Annotated in this window: 13 protein-coding genes; 4 read left to right on the top strand and 9 right to left on the bottom strand. The window is 69.5% G+C overall.

Annotation, left to right across the window (positions count from 1 at the left end):
• The first annotated feature begins 11 nt into the window (after positions 1–11).
• Positions 12–797 carry a MipA/OmpV family protein gene (locus ACP7CK_RS13595; protein WP_426026369.1) on the top strand — a complete coding sequence of 262 codons (786 nt, stop codon included), beginning with the start codon at positions 12–14 and terminating at the stop codon, positions 795–797.
• Positions 798–1075: 278 nt separating this feature from the next.
• Here ACP7CK_RS13595 and hisC read toward each other — a convergent pair whose 3' ends face one another.
• From hisC to ACP7CK_RS13570, 5 genes are read right to left on the bottom strand one after another with little or no spacing between them, the layout of a single operon-like run.
• The gene (gene hisC / locus ACP7CK_RS13590; RefSeq protein WP_426026368.1) at positions 1076–2173 is read right to left on the bottom strand and encodes a histidinol-phosphate transaminase; all 1098 of its coding nucleotides are present in this window, start codon (positions 2171–2173) and stop codon (positions 1076–1078) included.
• 32 nt (positions 2174–2205) lie between these two features.
• A complete protein-coding gene (locus tag ACP7CK_RS13585) occupies positions 2206–2892 on the bottom strand; it encodes a hypothetical protein (RefSeq protein ID WP_426026367.1) in 687 nt (228 codons plus the stop codon).
• Positions 2892–3944: a DUF2125 domain-containing protein gene (locus ACP7CK_RS13580; protein WP_426026366.1), complete on the bottom strand. Its 1053-nt coding sequence runs from the start codon at positions 3942–3944 to the stop codon at positions 2892–2894. The genes ACP7CK_RS13585 and ACP7CK_RS13580 overlap by 1 nt, the downstream gene beginning before the upstream one ends.
• 56 nt (positions 3945–4000) lie before the next feature.
• Positions 4001–4474: a Cys-tRNA(Pro) deacylase gene (gene ybaK / locus ACP7CK_RS13575; RefSeq protein ID WP_426026365.1), complete on the bottom strand. Its 474-nt coding sequence runs from the start codon at positions 4472–4474 to the stop codon at positions 4001–4003.
• Between the two features lies 1 nt (position 4475).
• Complete coding sequence (locus tag ACP7CK_RS13570; RefSeq protein ID WP_426026364.1) at positions 4476–7349, bottom strand: ATP-dependent DNA helicase; 2874 nt, start codon at positions 7347–7349, stop codon at positions 4476–4478.
• A gap of 49 nt (positions 7350–7398) precedes the next feature.
• On the opposite strand from ACP7CK_RS13570, the gene ACP7CK_RS13565 reads away from it, so the two are divergent.
• From ACP7CK_RS13565 to ACP7CK_RS13555, 3 genes are all read left to right on the top strand, one after another.
• Entirely contained in the window at positions 7399–9903 is a 2505-nt protein-coding gene (locus tag ACP7CK_RS13565) for a ligase-associated DNA damage response DEXH box helicase (protein ID WP_426026363.1), read from the top strand.
• On the top strand, positions 9900–10652 hold the full coding sequence (gene pdeM, locus ACP7CK_RS13560; RefSeq protein ID WP_426026362.1) for a ligase-associated DNA damage response endonuclease PdeM: 753 nt from the start codon (positions 9900–9902) through the stop codon (positions 10650–10652). The genes ACP7CK_RS13565 and pdeM overlap by 4 nt, the downstream gene beginning before the upstream one ends.
• A gap of 96 nt (positions 10653–10748) precedes the next feature.
• A complete protein-coding gene (locus tag ACP7CK_RS13555) occupies positions 10749–12542 on the top strand; it encodes a hypothetical protein (RefSeq protein WP_426026361.1) in 1794 nt (597 codons plus the stop codon).
• A gap of 93 nt (positions 12543–12635) precedes the next feature.
• On the opposite strand, the gene ACP7CK_RS13550 is transcribed toward ACP7CK_RS13555, so the two are convergent.
• The 4 genes from ACP7CK_RS13550 to ACP7CK_RS13535 all read right to left on the bottom strand — a co-directional run.
• Complete coding sequence (locus tag ACP7CK_RS13550; RefSeq protein ID WP_008262249.1) at positions 12636–13712, bottom strand: protein-glutamate methylesterase/protein-glutamine glutaminase; 1077 nt, start codon at positions 13710–13712, stop codon at positions 12636–12638.
• 4 nt (positions 13713–13716) lie between these two features.
• Positions 13717–14571 (bottom strand): CheR family methyltransferase, encoded by an 855-nt coding sequence (locus ACP7CK_RS13545; RefSeq protein ID WP_426026360.1) that lies wholly within the window; start codon positions 14569–14571, stop codon positions 13717–13719.
• Positions 14572–14605: 34 nt separating this feature from the next.
• Complete coding sequence (locus tag ACP7CK_RS13540) at positions 14606–15115, bottom strand: chemotaxis protein CheW (RefSeq protein ID WP_035308074.1); 510 nt, start codon at positions 15113–15115, stop codon at positions 14606–14608.
• Positions 15115–15813, bottom strand: a 699-nt coding sequence (locus ACP7CK_RS13535; RefSeq protein WP_426026359.1) for a methyl-accepting chemotaxis protein, incomplete at its 5' end; no start/stop codon positions are given. The genes ACP7CK_RS13535 and ACP7CK_RS13540, both read right to left, overlap by 1 nt.

Genomic DNA, 15813 nt, shown 5'->3' with positions numbered 1-15813 from the left:
GAAAGCTCCAAATGTCCTTGCGCACCCTGGCCCTGACAGCCGCCGCCGCAACCGCCTTCGCCGGCTCAGCCCTTGCCCAGTCCCAGCCCTATGAGCAGATGCGCCCGGCGCCCGACGGCTGGACCGTCGATCTCGGCGTCGGCGCCCTCTACAGCAAGGACAGCGGCGGCGACACGGGCTCCGAGACCCGGGTCGTGCCCTGGGTCTCCGCCAATTACCGCGACGTCGTCTATCTGAGCGCCATCGACGGTCTGGGCTGGAACGCGATCAAGACCGACGATTTCCGCGCCGGCCTGCAACTGCGTCCGCGCTTCTCGCCCGAAGACATCGAGGGTCTGGACCTGGATCGTCCCGACTTCGGCGCCGACGTGGCCGCCTACGCCTTCAAACGCCTGCCCGGCAATATCGTGGTCGGCGGCCGGGTCAGCCGCGACGTGACGGACGTCAGCGAGGGCACGGAATACTACGCCTCAGTCGGCCATCAGCGCGTGACGCCGGTCGGCCTGATGAATGTCTCGGTCTACGCCCGCGGCGGCGACGCCAAGCTGGCCGACGCCTACTACGGCGTCAGCGCCGCCGAGGCCGCCCGCAACGGCATCGACGCCTATTCGCCGGGCAGCGGCCTGCAAGGCGCGGGCGCCAGCCTGTTCCTGCTGGTCCCGATCAACGACAAATGGGGCGCCGGCGCCCTGGTCAACTATGAACGCCGCCTGGGCGACGTGGCCGACAGCCCCCTGTCGCAGGAAGACGACACCCTCCGCACGGGCGTCTTCTTCGCCCGCCGCTTCGGCGGCTGATCCGCGTCAGCCTCCCGAGTTGTGATGCTCTCGCCAAGCCCGCCGGGCTTGGCGTACATCCTTTTCGCTCGTGTGAGGGTCTAGGTTGCACCCAAGGAACTGACCGCGCTCCACCTTGCTGTCGGATGTCTGAATAGGCGGCCCCTCAAGCACGAGGCCGCCCAGGGCTTCGCATCGCTGAGCCGGGTCAGTGGGCAGCGGCGGCAAGGGCGTGGCGCAGGCGGACACGCTCAGCACGATCACTCCACCCAACACCCCGACCGACCGCAAGCCCATGCTTATTGCGCCGCAAACTCGCTCAGCGCATCGATCACGGCCCGGTTCTGGTCTTCCGTCCCGATGGTGATGCGCAAGGCCTGAGGCAGGCCGTAGCCGCCGACTGGCCGCACGATGATCCCTTTGCCGTTCAGATAATCATTGGCGGCGGCGGCCCGTTCGGCCCCGTCGAACACGACCAGCACGAAGTTTCCGGCGCTGGGCAGGACCTCAAGGCCAAACCCGCGCAGGGCCTGGGTCAGGCGCGGCTTCCAATTCGACACCAGCTCACGCGAGGCCGTCTGGTGCGCCTCGTCGAACAGAGCGGCGGTCGCCGCCTCCAGCCCCGGCACCGAGACGTTGAACGGAAGGCGGATGCGGTCGATGGCTTCGGCCACCTTCAGCGGCGCATAGCCGAAGCCGATGCGCAAACCGCCGAGGCCGTGGATCTTGGAGAAGGTGCGGGTCACGACGATGTTTTCCGCCGCCTTGGCCAGGGGGAAGGCGGTCTCCCAGTCGGCCTCGGTCACATATTCGGCATAGGCTTCATCGACCACCAGGATCACATGAGCCGGCAGGGCGGCGTGCAGGCGGCGGATCTCCTCGCCGGTGTTGTAGCTGCCGGTCGGGTTCGAAGGGTTGGAGACATAGACGATCTTGGTCCGGTCATCGACCTGGGCCAGCAGCGCGTCGACCTCGGCCTTGAAGTTCGGCTCGGGCGCCAGCTTGACCTGGGCCTCGCAGCCCAGGGCGCTGATCCGATAGGCCAGGAAGCCATACTGGCCGCAGACGATATTGTCGCCCGCCGTCAGATAGGTCTGGTTCAGCAGGGCGAAGACCTCGTCCGAGCCATTGCCGAAGATCAGCCGCTCGGGCTCCAGCCCGTGCTTGTCCGCCACCGCATCGCGCAACTTGGTCGCCCGACCGTCCGGGTAGATGTGGATCGACTTGATCGCGGCCTCATAGGCGGCGCGCGCCTTTTCCCCGGCCCCCAGCATGTTCTCATTGGAAGACAGCTTCATCGGCTCGGCGACGCCGGCGATGGACGACTTGCCGCCGACATAGGGGGCGATGTCGAGGATGCCGGGCTTTGCCTGGGGTCCTTGGGGCGCGTCGGTCATGGGAAGCCTTGAACTCGGAAGATGAGGGGAAGTCAGAAGACGGGCGCGGCGCCGATGACGCCGGTCAGGCGGCCGGGGGCCGCGCTCAGCCGTCCGTCCTCGGCCTGCACATAGCCTGCCAATAGGAACAGCTTCAAGCCGCCCGCCGCCGCCAGGGGTTCGGCGGCCAGTCCGGCCTCGCCCAGGGCCTCGACGATCCTGGCGTCGGACAAGCCGCTGTCAGTGACCCAGAAGCTGCGGTCGTCGCCCGTCGGGCCCGAGACGGCCTTCGACACCAGGACCGCCTGGGGCCGGGCGTCACGGTCGTCCGGCAGGGCGGCGACGATCCTCAGGTCCGGCCGGGCCAGCAGGCGCCCCCACCAGGGCCGATCGGACGACAGGTCGATCAGGGCGCGCCCGCCGCCCTCGACCGCCTTCAGCGCCGCGTCGGCCGACAGGGGCCGGACGCCCAGGCCGTAGCGGTCAGCCGCCAGGATCTGGGCCATGCCGCCGCTCGCCGTCAGCGCCGGCCCGGCCGCCGCCTCGATCCGTCCCCAGACCGCCTTGAGCGCGGCGGCTTCGGCCGGACCGGCGTCCGCCAGCAGGCCGCGCAGGACGATGACCGAGGCGTCGAACCGGTCCGCCATCCCGGCGGCGACACGGGCGCGCACCGCCGCCGCCACCGCCTGGTCCAACCCCAGCAGGTCCTCGTCCGGCGAAGCCGCTTCCAGCAGCCCCATCAGAACAGCTTGGGGGCCGGGGCCAGGGGGAAGGGTCCCAGCCAGGTCCGACCGTCGCGGAACACCAGGGTCAGGGCCACATCCTCACGCCCCGCCGCATCCGCCGCCCCCGCAGCAGCGGCGACTCCAGCCGCCCCTACCCGGTTCACCGCCCCCTGGCGCGACTCCAACAGGCCCGACAGGGCCGGCAAGGGCTTTTGCGATTGCAGGGCCACCTGGCCGACCAGGCGCCCGTCCGCATCGGCCCGCAGCACGTCGCTGCTCAGAGTGGCGCGACTGTCGCCGGCCTGCAGATCGCCGCGCAGATTGCGGAAGGTCCCGCCGCCCTGGGTCCATTGGGAAAACACCCCGGCCGCATCCCCGACCTTCAGCAGGTCGGCCCGGCCGACGGTGGCCTCCAGCTGGGTGGTCAGTTGGCCGTCCTGGGCGAAGCCCTCGACCGGTCCGTCGCGGCGTCCCTGGCCGTCCACCAGCCGGAACATCACGTCGATGGCGTCGCTCGGGGCGGTCGCGCCTTCCAGATGGGGCCGCGAATAGAATTCGATCCGTGCGGCCCGGGCGATGGGGAAGGGCTCGCCGTCGGGATGGACGGTGAAGATCGGATTGACCAGTTCCAGCGCCAGATTGGGCCAGCGCTGGTCGATGCCGCTGGCGCTCATGCGGATGGCGTCGCCGTTGATGGCGACCTTGCCCTTGCCGGCCCGGGTCAGGACCAGACCTTCGGGCGCGACCACGACCCATTTGGTCGGCTGATAGGCGTTGGCCTCGGCGTTCAGCTCCGGCGCGGATATGGCGTGACCGGACGGGGCGGCGATCGTCACATGGGTCAGTTTCACATTGGCGCGGAAGGGCCAGCCGACGATCCGCTTGTCGGCGTAGCGCACGTCCCAGCCCTGTTGGCGCAGGGCGGCCGACTGGGCCTCAAGGCCGGCGTCGATCTGGCGCGTCAGATAGAACCACCAGCCGGTCCAGGCGGCCAGGGCGATCAGCACGATGATGAAGGGGGCGTAGAGGCCCGCACGGCTGGGTCGCTGGGTCGGTGCGTCGGTCATTCAAACTCCGGGGTCGAGACGGCTATAGCCCAAGGAAGGACGACCGCCCAAGGCGTTCAGGCCGTGATGTCGACCAGCCTGGCCCCCGCCGCCCGGGCCGCCGCTTCGGGCGCGATCCCCAGCAACAGCCCGCGCTGGCCGCCGTTGATCAGGATCTGATCAAACAGAACGGCCGTCTCGTCCATCACCGTCGGTACGGTCTTGCGCTGCCCAAAGGGGCTGACGCCGCCGACCTTGTAGCCGGTCAACCGTTCCGCATCGACGGGCTTCATCATCTGCGCCGACTTGCCGCCGATGGCCGCCGCCAGCTTCTTCATGCTGATCTCGCAGTCGGACGGCGCGATGACGCAGGCAGGCGCGCCGTCGACCAGGGTCATCAGGGTCTTGAACACCTGTTCCGGGGCTTTTCCTACAGCCTGGGCCGCCTGCAACCCCACGCGCGGCGCGTCGGGATCATAGTCATAGGCGAACAGTTCGAAGGCGACCCCGGCCTTGGTCAGGGCGACGGTCGCGGGCGTGGTCTTCGACATCTCAGATCGTCGTCTCTGGGTTCAGAAAACTGCGGGTCAGCGCCACGGCGTCAGCCAGACCCATGCGCTGGACCTCCGTGCCCGGCGGCAGGCTGGCGAACAGGCGGGTGGGGGTGGCCGCGTCCAGCATCACGAAGACCCCCTTGTCGTCGCCGCGCCGGATCAGCCGCCCGAAGGCCTGGGCGATCCGGGCGCGGGCCAGGGCGTCGTCATAGCCTCTCCCTTGCGAGAACTGGCCGCCCAGCCGTTCGCGCCGCGCCTTGTGCAGCAGATCCGGGCGGGGCCAGGGCACGCGGTCGAAGGCCAGAACCCGCAGCGACCGACCCGGCACATCCACCCCGTCGCGCACGGCGTCCGTGCCCAAGAGGCACGAGTTCTCCTCGACCCGGAACATGTCGACCAGGGCCCCGACCTCCAGCGGATCGACGTGCTGGGCGTACAGGGGCACGCCGGCCTTCGCCAGATCCGGGCCGAGCCGCTCATAGACCGCCTTCAACCGGCGGATGGCGGTGAACAGGCCCAGCCCTCCGCCCCCGGCGGCCAGGAAAAGTTCGCGCATCGCCGCCGCCGTCTGGCGCGGATCGTCCTTGACCAGGTCGTTGACGACGATGACCCGGCTGTTGGACGCATAGTCGAAGGGGCTCTCGACCTTCAGGGTGCGCGGCGGCTCGATCAGCCGGGCCGAGCCGGTGCGCAGACGCGCGAGGTCGAACGGGTCTTCCTGCAAGGGGTCGGACAGGGTGGCCGAGGTCACCAGCACCCCGTGCGCCGGCACGATCACGGCGGCTTCCAGCGGCACGGTCGGGTCGATCCAGTGACGGCGCAAGGCCACGTCATGGATGCGGCCGAACGCCGTCTCGGCCGACAGCCAGTCGACGAAGTCGGGATCGGGCTGGTCTCCGCCGTCCTCCAGCGCCGCCAGCATGGACCGCCAGCCCGGCAGGGTCATGCGCGCCCGCCTGTCCAGCCCGCGCAACGCCCCCTCGATCCGCGACCGCTGCGCCCCGTCCAGCTCGGCCGCCTCGTCGTCGAGAATGTCTTCCAGATGCCGCGACAGGGCCAGCAGCGGCGCTTCCAACGCGGCCAGGGCCTGGGCGGCCGCGCGGGCGGTCTCGGCCACCGGATCGGTCACCGGCTTCAGCGCGCACTCCATGCCGAACTCCGGCCCGCCGTATGTGTTGGCCTCGGCTGTGCGCGCCCGCAACTGATCCAGGGCGGCGGCCAGGAAGGCCTCGATCGGCCCGATGGGATTGACCTCGCCCGAGGCCGGGGCGACCCGACCCGACACACCCTCGCCCGGCAGCGCCGCCGAAGCGCGGATGGCGTCCTGCAAGGCCTTCAGCGCCGCATCATTGTCCCCGACCATGTCGCCCAGCCGCTGCTCCAGACCGCGACCGCGCCGGCCTCGCCCTTCCGGACCGCGGATCCAGCGACGCAGCTCGGCCGCTTCCTGCCCCGAAAGACAGGCGGAAAAGGCGCTGTCGGCGGCGTCGAACAGGTGGTGGCCCTCGTCAAAGACGATGCGTTTCAGGGCCGCCGTCTCGCCGTCCTGCTTCTGGCCCCGGGCCGAGCGCGCGCCGTCGAACGCCGCCTGGGTCAGGACCAGGGCGTGGTTGGCGATGACCAGGTCCGCGCGGCGGCTGGCGCGAATGGTCTTTTCGACGAAACAGCTGCGATAGTGGGGGCAGGCGGCGTGGACGCATTCGCCGCGCCGGTCCACCAGATTGGCCGCCCCCGCCGCATGGGCGGCGGGCATGGCGAACAGGCCCGGCAGCCAGCCGGGAAAGTCGCCGCCCGTCATGTCCCCGTCGCGCGTGTGCACGGCCCAGCGTCCCGCCAGCGCCAGGCCGACCAGGTCGCCGTTCCCCAGCTGGGCCGCCTGGACCATGTCCTGCAGGTTCAGGACGCACAGATAGTTCTCGCGCCCCTTGCGGATCACCGCCTTCTTCTTGCGCTCTTCCGGGTCGGGCCACAGGGCATGGCTCTCGCGGTCGATCTGGCGTTGCAGGGCGCGGGTGTAGGTCGAGATCCACGCCGCTCCCTGGTTCCGTTCGGCCCACAGGGAGGCGGGCGCCAGATAGCCCAGGGTCTTGCCCGTGCCCGTGCCCGCCTCGGCCAGCAGCATGCGGGGGCGGCCCTCCTCGTTGCGCGGCGAAAAGGCGAAGGCGGCCTCGGCGGCATAGTCCGACTGGGTCGGCCGCGTCTCGTCCAGACCCGAGGCCTGAAGCAGTTTCGCCAGCCGGATCCGCGCGCTCTCGCTATCGACCGGGGCCGACCCCGCCTCGCCGCGCGCGGCCTCGTCCTCCCACTCCGTCAGACGGGTCCAGACGTCCAGGCCCGAACCGCGATGCTGACGCGCGCGCACCCCGCCGTCCTTCAGCGCCTGCACCACCCGGTCGCCCCAGGCCCAGCCGGCGCGCTGCAGGGTCAGGGCCAGGACATAGGCGGCCTCGCGTTCCGGATAGGCGGGGGCCGCCAGTTCACGCAACAGCACGGCCGCCGCCTCGCGCAACACCGCCGCCTGCGCCTCGGGCGACTTCGGCTCCGCCAGACCCAGCGACAGGGCCAGCCCCGTCGGCGACGGGGCGCAGAATCGCGCCGGCCGCACGAAGGCGTACAGCTCCAGCACATCCATCAGTTCGCCCGACCGAGGCGGCGGCGTCAGCCCCAGCCGCCGCGCCGTCAGCGACGCATGGGCCACCAGCACCGGCCCGCCGGTGAAGAACCCCTCGGCCGCCCCCCGCCCGATCTTGCGCGCCCCCGCCTCGTCGCAGACCGCCCCCGCCCCCGGCGGGGTGGCGAGCGCCGGCGGCAGGTCGAGCCAGGGTTCGGCGCCGGTCAGGCGGGATTCAGCGATGACGGATTCGTCGGACACAGCCGATAGATAGCGACGTCGGGGCTGAAACGGAACGGGAACATGCTATATGCCGTTCGTGACGACCGCCGCCGTTCCCGCAACGCTTCCGCCGCTGTTCGCCGACTGGTTCGCCGGGCGCGGCTGGTCGCCCCGGCGTCATCAGCTGGAAATGGTCGCAGCAGGTCAGTCCGGCCGGCACGCCCTGCTGGTCGCGCCGACCGGCGGGGGCAAGACCTTGGCCGGCTTCCTGCCCAGCCTGATCGAGCTCGCCGAACGGGGGCCAAGGCCGCAGCACGGGCCGGGGTCGGGCGTGCATACCCTGTATCTGTCGCCGCTGAAGGCGCTGACCACCGACGTCGAACGCAATCTGACGACCCCGATCCGCGAGATTGGGCTGAACATCCACGTCGAGACCCGCACCGGCGACACCAAACAGTCCAAGCGCCAGCGTCAGCGCGACTTCCCGCCCGACATCCTGCTGACCACGCCCGAACAGCTGGCCCTGTTCTGCGCCTGGGAGGGCGCCCGATCGTATTTCGCCGACCTGAAATGCGTCGTTCTGGACGAAGTGCACGCCATTTGGAGCGGCAAACGGGGCGATCTGCTGTCGCTGGGACTGGGGCGGTTACAACAGTTTTCGCCGGGCATGCGGCGGGTCGGGCTGAGCGCGACGATCGAAGATCCGGATCTGATCCGGGGGTGGCTCAGCCCCACCCCCGCCGTCGAGGATGTGGCCCTGGTCCGAGGCGACCCCGGCGCCCCGGCCGTGATCGACGTGCTGATCTCCGAGGGCAAGGTCCCCTGGGCGGGCCACACCGGCCGCCACGCCATCCCGGAAGTCTACGCCGCTATCCAGCGCGCGGGCCTGGCCCTGATCTTCGTCAACACCCGCTGGCAGTCGGAGTTCGTTTTCCAGCAACTGTGGGCGATCAACGACGACAATCTGCCCATCGGCCTGCACCACGGCTCCCTGGCGGCCGAACAGAGGCGCAAGATCGAGGCGGCCATGGCGCGCGGCGACCTCAGGGCCGTGGTCTGCACCTCGACCCTCGACCTCGGCATTGACTGGGGCGACGTCGACCTGGTCATCCAGATGGCGGCGCCCAAGGGCTCCAGCCGTCTGGTCCAGCGGATCGGCCGCGCCAACCACCGGCTGGACGAGCCGTCGCGCGCCCTTCTGGTGCCCGCCAGCCGGTTCGAGATGCTGGAATGCCAGGCGGCCCGCGAAGCGGTGGCCGACAACGCCTTCGACTGGGAGCCGATCCATATCGGCACGCTGGATGCGCTGGCCCAGCACGTCATGGGCGTCGCCTGTTCCGAAGCCTTCGACATGCAGGCCCTGTATGACGAAATCACCGGCTGCGGCCCCTATCGCGACCTGGCGTGGGAGCAGTTCGAGGAGGTGGTCGATTTCGTCGCCACCGGCGGATACGCGCTGCGCACCTATGATCGGTTCGCCCGTATCGTCCGCACCCCGGACGGCCGCTGGAAGGCCCGCACCAAGGATATCGCCCAGCGCCACCGGATGAATGTCGGCGCCATCGTCTCGGCGGGAACCCTGAACGTGCGCGTGGCGGGCCGTCGCGGCGGCGCCTCGCGCCAGTTGGTCGCCGGCCGCAAGGTGGGCGAGGCCGAGGAATGGTATTTCGAACAGCTGACGCCCGGCGACACCTTCCTGTTCGCGGGCCAGGTCTGGGCGTTTCAGGGCATTGTCGGGACCGACGCCCTGGTCACCCACGCCAATGACAAGGAACCGAAGATCCCCTCCTGGGGCGGGTCCAAATTCCCGCTGTCCACCTCTCTGGCCGACCGGGTGCGGACCATGGTGCAGGACCCGGACCACTGGCGCGTCCTGCCGCCGGACGTGCAGGAATGGCTGGCGCTTCAGGCCGAGCGATCCGCCATCCCCGACGCCGAATCCATGCTGGTCGAGACCTTTCCGCGCGGCAGTCGGCATTTCCTGGTCGCCTATCCGTTCGAGGGCAATCTGGCCCACACCACGCTTTGCATGCTGTTGACGCGACGGCTGGACCGGCTGGGCGTCGGCCCCCTGGGCTTTGTCGTCACCGACTATTCTCTGGCCATCTGGTCCATCAAACCCATGGACCAGATCGACCTGGACGCCCTGTTCCAGTCCGACATGCTGGGCGACGACCTGGAAGCCTGGCTGGAGGAAAGCTTCATGATGAAGCGGTCCTTCCGCAATTGCGCCCTGATCTCGGGCCTGATCGAGCGCCGCCAGCCGGGCGCCGAGAAGACCGGGCGTCAGGTCACCTTCTCCACCGACCTGATCTACGACGTGCTGCGCCGCCACCAGCCCGACCATCTGCTGCTGAAGACCGCCCGCGCCGACGCCGCCTCCGGCCTGCTGGACGTGGCGCGGCTGGGCCAGATGTTGGCGCGGATCGAGGGCCGCATCCGGCATCAGGCCCTGACCCGTCCCTCGCCCTTCTGCGTGCCGGTCCTGGTCCAGATCGGGCGCGAACGGGTCGGCGGCGACGCTGCGGAGATGATCCTGGACGAGAGCGCCGAACATCTGATCGCCGAAGTCATGGACGAGGACGCGCCATGAACGCCGCCCTGCGCCAGACCCTGTCCCCCGCGCGCAAGCCCTGCGGTTCGTTGCGCGTTCAGATCGCGGGCGAGACCTGCGTACTGCGCTGTTCGGGCGCCCTGTGGCTCCCGGCCCATCGCGCCCTGATCGCCGCTGACCTGCACCTGGAGAAGGGTTCGGCCTTCGCCGCGCGCGGCCAGATGCTGCCGCCCTACGACAGCCGCGCCACCCTGGACCAGCTGGAGACCGAGATCGCCGACCTCGACCCCGGCCTTGTCGTGTTGTTGGGCGACAGCTTCCATGACGCCCGGGCCATCGGACGGATGGCGGATGAGGACCGGTCGCGGCTGGACCGGTTGGCGAGCGGCCGAAACTGGCTGTGGCTGGAAGGCAATCACGACCACAAGGCCCTGGCCGACGACGCCCGGACCGAGGCGTCCCTGCCCGGCCGGATCGTGGGCGACATGGCCCTGGGCGCCCTGCGCCTGACCCACGAGCCCGAGCCCCGAACGCCGGGGGACGACCGCCAGGGCGAGGTCGCCGGCCACCTGCACCCCGCCGCCCGCGTCGTCGCCTACGGCCGCGGCGTGCGTCGTCCCTGTTTCGTCACCGACGGATCGCGCCTGATCCTGCCCGCTTTCGGCGCCTTCACCGGCGGGCTGAACGTGCGCGACCCCGTCATCGCCGGCCTGTTTGCCACAGAGCCCCTGACGGCCGTCCTGGGCCGCGACAAGGTTCACGCCATCGCCTGGGATCGCCTGCCCTGATCTCTTCCGCCCAGCGCAGAAATTCGAGTCGGCGTTTACGGTCGGTTTTCCTGTGCCGCGTAACCTGGGTTCATGACTCTCAGAATGAGACCCAGCATGCAGGCGCAAGCGCAGCCTTTCGATCCCGCAGCGACCGCCGACGCCGTCGTCGATTCAGGCGTTGATTCCGCCCCCCCCTTCTTCGCGCCCGTCGTCGCTTCTGACGTCACGGATCAGCTCGAAGCGGCGCGCGCCCTGGTCGAGAGCCGTTTTTCCGATGCGGGCGAACGCCTGGCCGGATCGCTCGAAATGGTCGGCCGGCTGATCGAGGCGCTCGACCGGCTGGGCCTGACGCTGAACGTCGAATCGGTCTCGCACACCAGCAACGAGTTGCTGTCGACGGCGGAAAGCCTGAACGCCCTGCCCCTTACGCAGAAACGGCGGGTGGCGGATCTGGATCAGTTGAAGACCGCCGGCGCCCTGCTGGAGGCCGATATAGACGTGATGCGCACCACGCTGCGCTATCTGCGCGCCTTCGCCCTGAACGTGAAGATCACGGCCGGCGCGACCATCCGGGCCGCAGACGAGTTCGCCGGCTTCGCCGAGCGGATGTGTGAACAGTTGGACTTCGGCGTGTCGCAACTGGATCAGCTGGCCGAGGAGCTTACGCGGCTCGCACGCCAACTGGACGGCGCCCTGACCTTCGAAGAGGGGCTGGGCGGCAAGTACAAGGAGCTGATTCCGGCGGTGCCGGACAAGCTGGCGCTCGACGCCGAGACGCTCCGCGTGAACCACGCCCGCATCGCCGAGGTCGCCGCCTCGGTCGCCGCCATCGCACGCGATATCCAGATGAAGGTCGGCAAGGCCCTGATGGCCCTGCAGATCGGGGACATCACCCGCCAGCGGATCGAACACGTCCAGCTGGGCATCCAGGTCGCGGCCCGCACGGTTCGCGAGGCGGACCTGTCGCCCGAGGCGCGCGACCGGGCCGAACGCCGCCTGCTGCACATGGTCGCCGACCAGATGGCGGACATCGCCACCGATTTCGAGGCCGAAGCGGCCAAGGTCGTCCACAGCCTGTCCGGCATGGCCCAGGACACCAAACAGATCATGGTCATCCACGGCCTGTCCGACGGCGGGGGCGACCTGCGCGACCTCGAGATCAGTCTGGGTCGGGCCGGTCTGTTGATCGATGATGTCACAGCGGCCATGACCAACGCCCAGCGCATCAGCGGCGAGACCGTCTCGGCGGTCGAGGCCCTGGCCCGACGGGTGGACGCCATCCAGAAGGTCAAACGCGACATCCAGCAGATGGCGATCAACAGCAGCCTGCGCTGCAATCGTCTGGGGGAAATCGGCAAGCCCCTGAGCGTCATCGCCATCGAGCTGAGCAGCCACGCCAGCCATCTGGAAGACGCCGCCGATCAGACCCTGGGTTCCCTGACCGCCCTGGCCGGCCTGGCCAACGGGATGGAGACCACCCAACCCGGCGACGCGCACGTGGACGCCGGACGGCTGAACGGGGTGCAGAGTCAGTTGCGCCGCGCCGCCGACGTGGTCGAGAACGATCTGGTCGGTCTGGGCGCCCATGGCGAGGCCACCGCCCGGTCGCTGGCCCTGGCCGCCGACCAGCTGGGCCTGAAGGAAGACCTGGGCGACGCCCTGCACACCGCCGCCATCGCCCTGGCCGAGGCCGCCGGACCGGTGGTCGAGGACCTGACCGATATCGCCGGAGTGGTGGACGCCGCCATGACCGAAATCGGGCGCTGCTACACCATGGCGCGCGAGCGGACGGTCCACGCGGCCCATGCGGTCTTTACCGAGACCGACAAGACCGACGAGGCGACGACGACGGAAACAGCCGGTGAAACGGCCGCCGCCGAGGACGAATTCGACGACCTTCTGTTCTGATCCGGGCGGGGGTCGGGCGCGATAGGCGCAGGCCTCGCCCCGTCCGTCTGCCTGCCTGTCTGTCTGTCTGTCCGCGGGGCCGCCGGGCCGCCGTCAGCGAGACCGATCGACGTTCATGATCTCGCGGGCGATATGCTCCAGCGCCGTGACCTTCTGGGCGGCGCCGCGTGCAATGGCTTCCTTGGGCATGCCGAAGACGATCGAGGTCGCCTCGTCCTGCGCCACGGTGACGGCCCCGGCCTCCTTGAGCTCCAGCAGGCCGCGTGCGCCGTCATCGCCCATGCCGGTCATGATCACGCCCATGGCGTTGCGTCCGGCCGCCCGAGCGGCGGAGCGGAACAGGACGTCGACGGAGGGGCGGTGGCGCGACACGGGCGGCCCGTCCTTGATCGCCACCTGATAGCGGGCGCCGTGGCGTTCTAGCAGCATGTGCTTGTCGCCCGGCGCGATCAGGACGTGGCCGCGCAGGACCGGATCGCCGTTCTGAGCCTCCTTGACCTCGACCTCGCACAGGCTGTTGAGCCGTTTGGCGAAGGCGGCGGTGAAGCCCGCCGGCATGTGCTGGACGATGACGATGCCGGGCGCATTGGCCGGCAGCGCCTGCAACACCTCGCGCAGCGCCTCGGTCCCGCCTGTCGAGGCGCCCAGACAGGCCACCATCTCCGTCGTGCGCGCCATGGCGGCCCCGGTCGGGGGCGGCAGCATGGCGTCAGCCGTCAGCTTGGTTCCGGGATCCAGCGTCCGCGTCGTCGTTCGCCTTGCGCCCAGCCGGGCGCGCGCCGCAGCCTTGACCACATCGCGGATGCGATCCGCGCTCTCGGCCAGATGGTCCGCCGCCCCGATGCGCGGCTTCAGTATGATGTCGACCGCGCCGGCCTCCAGCGCCTGCATCAGGGTCTCGGATCCGGCCTCGGTCAGGGACGAGCACATGACGACCGGGATCGGCCGCTGGGCCATCAGCTTGCGCAGGAAGGTGATGCCGTCCATGCGCGGCATCTCCACGTCCAGGGTGATGACGTCGGGCACGTCCTCGGCGATGCGGCGCGCGGCGACGAAGGGGTCGGAGGCCACGCCCATGACCTCGATGCCGGGGTCGGCGGACAGGACGTCGACCAGAGTCTGGCGCACACTGGCCGAGTCGTCGATGACCAGAACGCGGACCTTGGGCATGGGATCAGGTCTTTCGGAAAATGGTGTTGGCGACAGTCACCAGAGGCAGTTCGATGCCGGTGATGCTCTCGGAATGGCCGATAAACAGATAGCCGCCGCGCTTCAGCCGGTCGCACAGCCGTTTCAGAACCTTGGCCTGGGTCTGTTTATCGAAATAGATCATAACGTTACGACACATGATCATATCGAACGGATCGCCGACCGAATAGGTCTCATCCATCAGATTGACCCGCGCCAGCGACAGTTTCGCCCGCAGCGACGGATGGATACGGCCCTCGCGCCGTCCGCTGTTGCGTGCGGTCATGACCCAGCGCCGCATTTCGGCGGGGACCGGGGTCAGCATCTCGTTCGGATAAACGCCGCGCAGCGCGGTTTCCAGCACATCGGTGGACAGGTCCGTGCCCAGGATCTGATAGTCGGGGCCGCCCTGTTCATCGGCGAATTTCTGCATGACCATGGCCATGGTGTAGGGCTCGGCGCCCATCGAGCAGGCGGCGCTCCAGGCCCGGATCCGCCGCATCCCGGCCGCCTTGAACTCGGGCAGCACGTGGGACGTCATATAGTCGAAATGGCGGGGTTCGCGGAAGAAGTCGGTCTTGTTGGTCGTCACCGCGTCGATCAGGAAGACGGACTCGGCCTCTAGCCCGTCCTCCTTGAACAGATAGTCGCAATAGTCGTCGAAGGTCGCATAGCCCGTGCTGCGCAGACGGCGGCGCAGCCGCCCCTCCAGCATGGTCCGCTTGGACGACGGCATCTTGATGCCGCTGTAGTCGTAGATATAGGCCGCCATCCGCTCGAAATTGCGGGCGCTGATCTGATCGACGGGAGGCGAGGACTGTTCCAGCGCGGCGTGGGACAAGGCGATGCTCTTTCTGAGAAACCGGCGGCGACCGTCAGGCCGCGCGATCGACGTCGGGGAAGGACGCCAGAGAGACGGTGTCGGTGCTGGACAGCAGTCGGGGCAGGTCGATCAGGACGACGAAGCCGTCCTCGCGCCGCACCACGCCCGAGATATAGTCCGAGCGCCACTTGATCCCGATGTCGGGCGACGGCTCGATCTGGTCGGCGCTGAAGACCGCCACCTCGAACACCCGGTCCGCCACCAGGCCCAGGCTGAGCACCCGGTCCTCCAGCGGAATGTCCAGCACCAGGATCCGGGTGTTCAGCGTCGGCTCGGTCGGCGCCATGCCCAGGCGGATCCGAAGATCCGCCGTGGGAACCCCCTGCCCCCGCACGTCCGTCAGGCCCAGAAGATAGTCCGGACTGTTGGGAATGCGCGAGGGCGCCTGATAGGTCAGGATCTCCCGCACCAGGCCGACCGGAGCGGCGAAGAGTTCATCGCCCAGGCCGAAGGTCACATATTGCCCCTCAGAGGCGCCTTGCCCCTTGGCGGTTTCGGACATCAGGCGCTCTCCCGGAAGTCCATGTCCTCGTCGTCCGCGCCGCCGACCGCCATGTCCAGGGCGAAGCCCTTGGCGCGGGCCTGCTGGGCGTGGACGGCGGGCTTGGCCGGCGCAGCCTTGGGCGTCGGGCGGGCCGCCGGCTTGGCCGGGGCCTTGAAGCTCGAGGCGCGGGCCGGAGCCCGGGCCGGAGCGCGGGCGCCGCTGCGGCCGCCGGTCGTGTCGGTGCGGAAGAAGGCGATCGAGGTCTGCAGTTCCTCGGCCTGGGCCGCCAGCTCCTCGGAGGTGGCCGACATCTGCTCGGACGCGCCGGCGTTCTGCTGGGTCACCTTGTCCAGCTGCTGGATGGCCTCGTTGATCTGGCTGGCGCCGACGTCCTGCTCGCGGCAGGCGGCGCTGATCTCGGACACCAGTTCGGCGGTCTTGCGGATGTCCGGCACCAGGCGTTGCAGCATCTCGCCGGCTTCCTGGGCCGCCTTGACCGTGTCGCCCGACACGGCGCCGATTTCGGCGGCGGCCGTCTGGCTGCGTTCGGCCAGTTTGCGCACTTCCGAGGCGACGACGGCGAAGCCCTTGCCGTGCTCCCCGGCGCGGGCGGCCTCGACCGCCGCGTTCAGGGCCAGCAGGTCGGTCTGACGCGCGATCTCCTGCACGATGCCGATCTTGTCGGCGATGGTGCGCATGGCGTCCACCGCCCGGTT

The organism is Brevundimonas sp. TSRC1-1, assembly GCF_049898245.1.
GTDB lineage: Bacteria > Pseudomonadota > Alphaproteobacteria > Caulobacterales > Caulobacteraceae > Brevundimonas > Brevundimonas mediterranea_A.
This window is presented reverse-complemented; position numbering and strand designations above follow the sequence as displayed.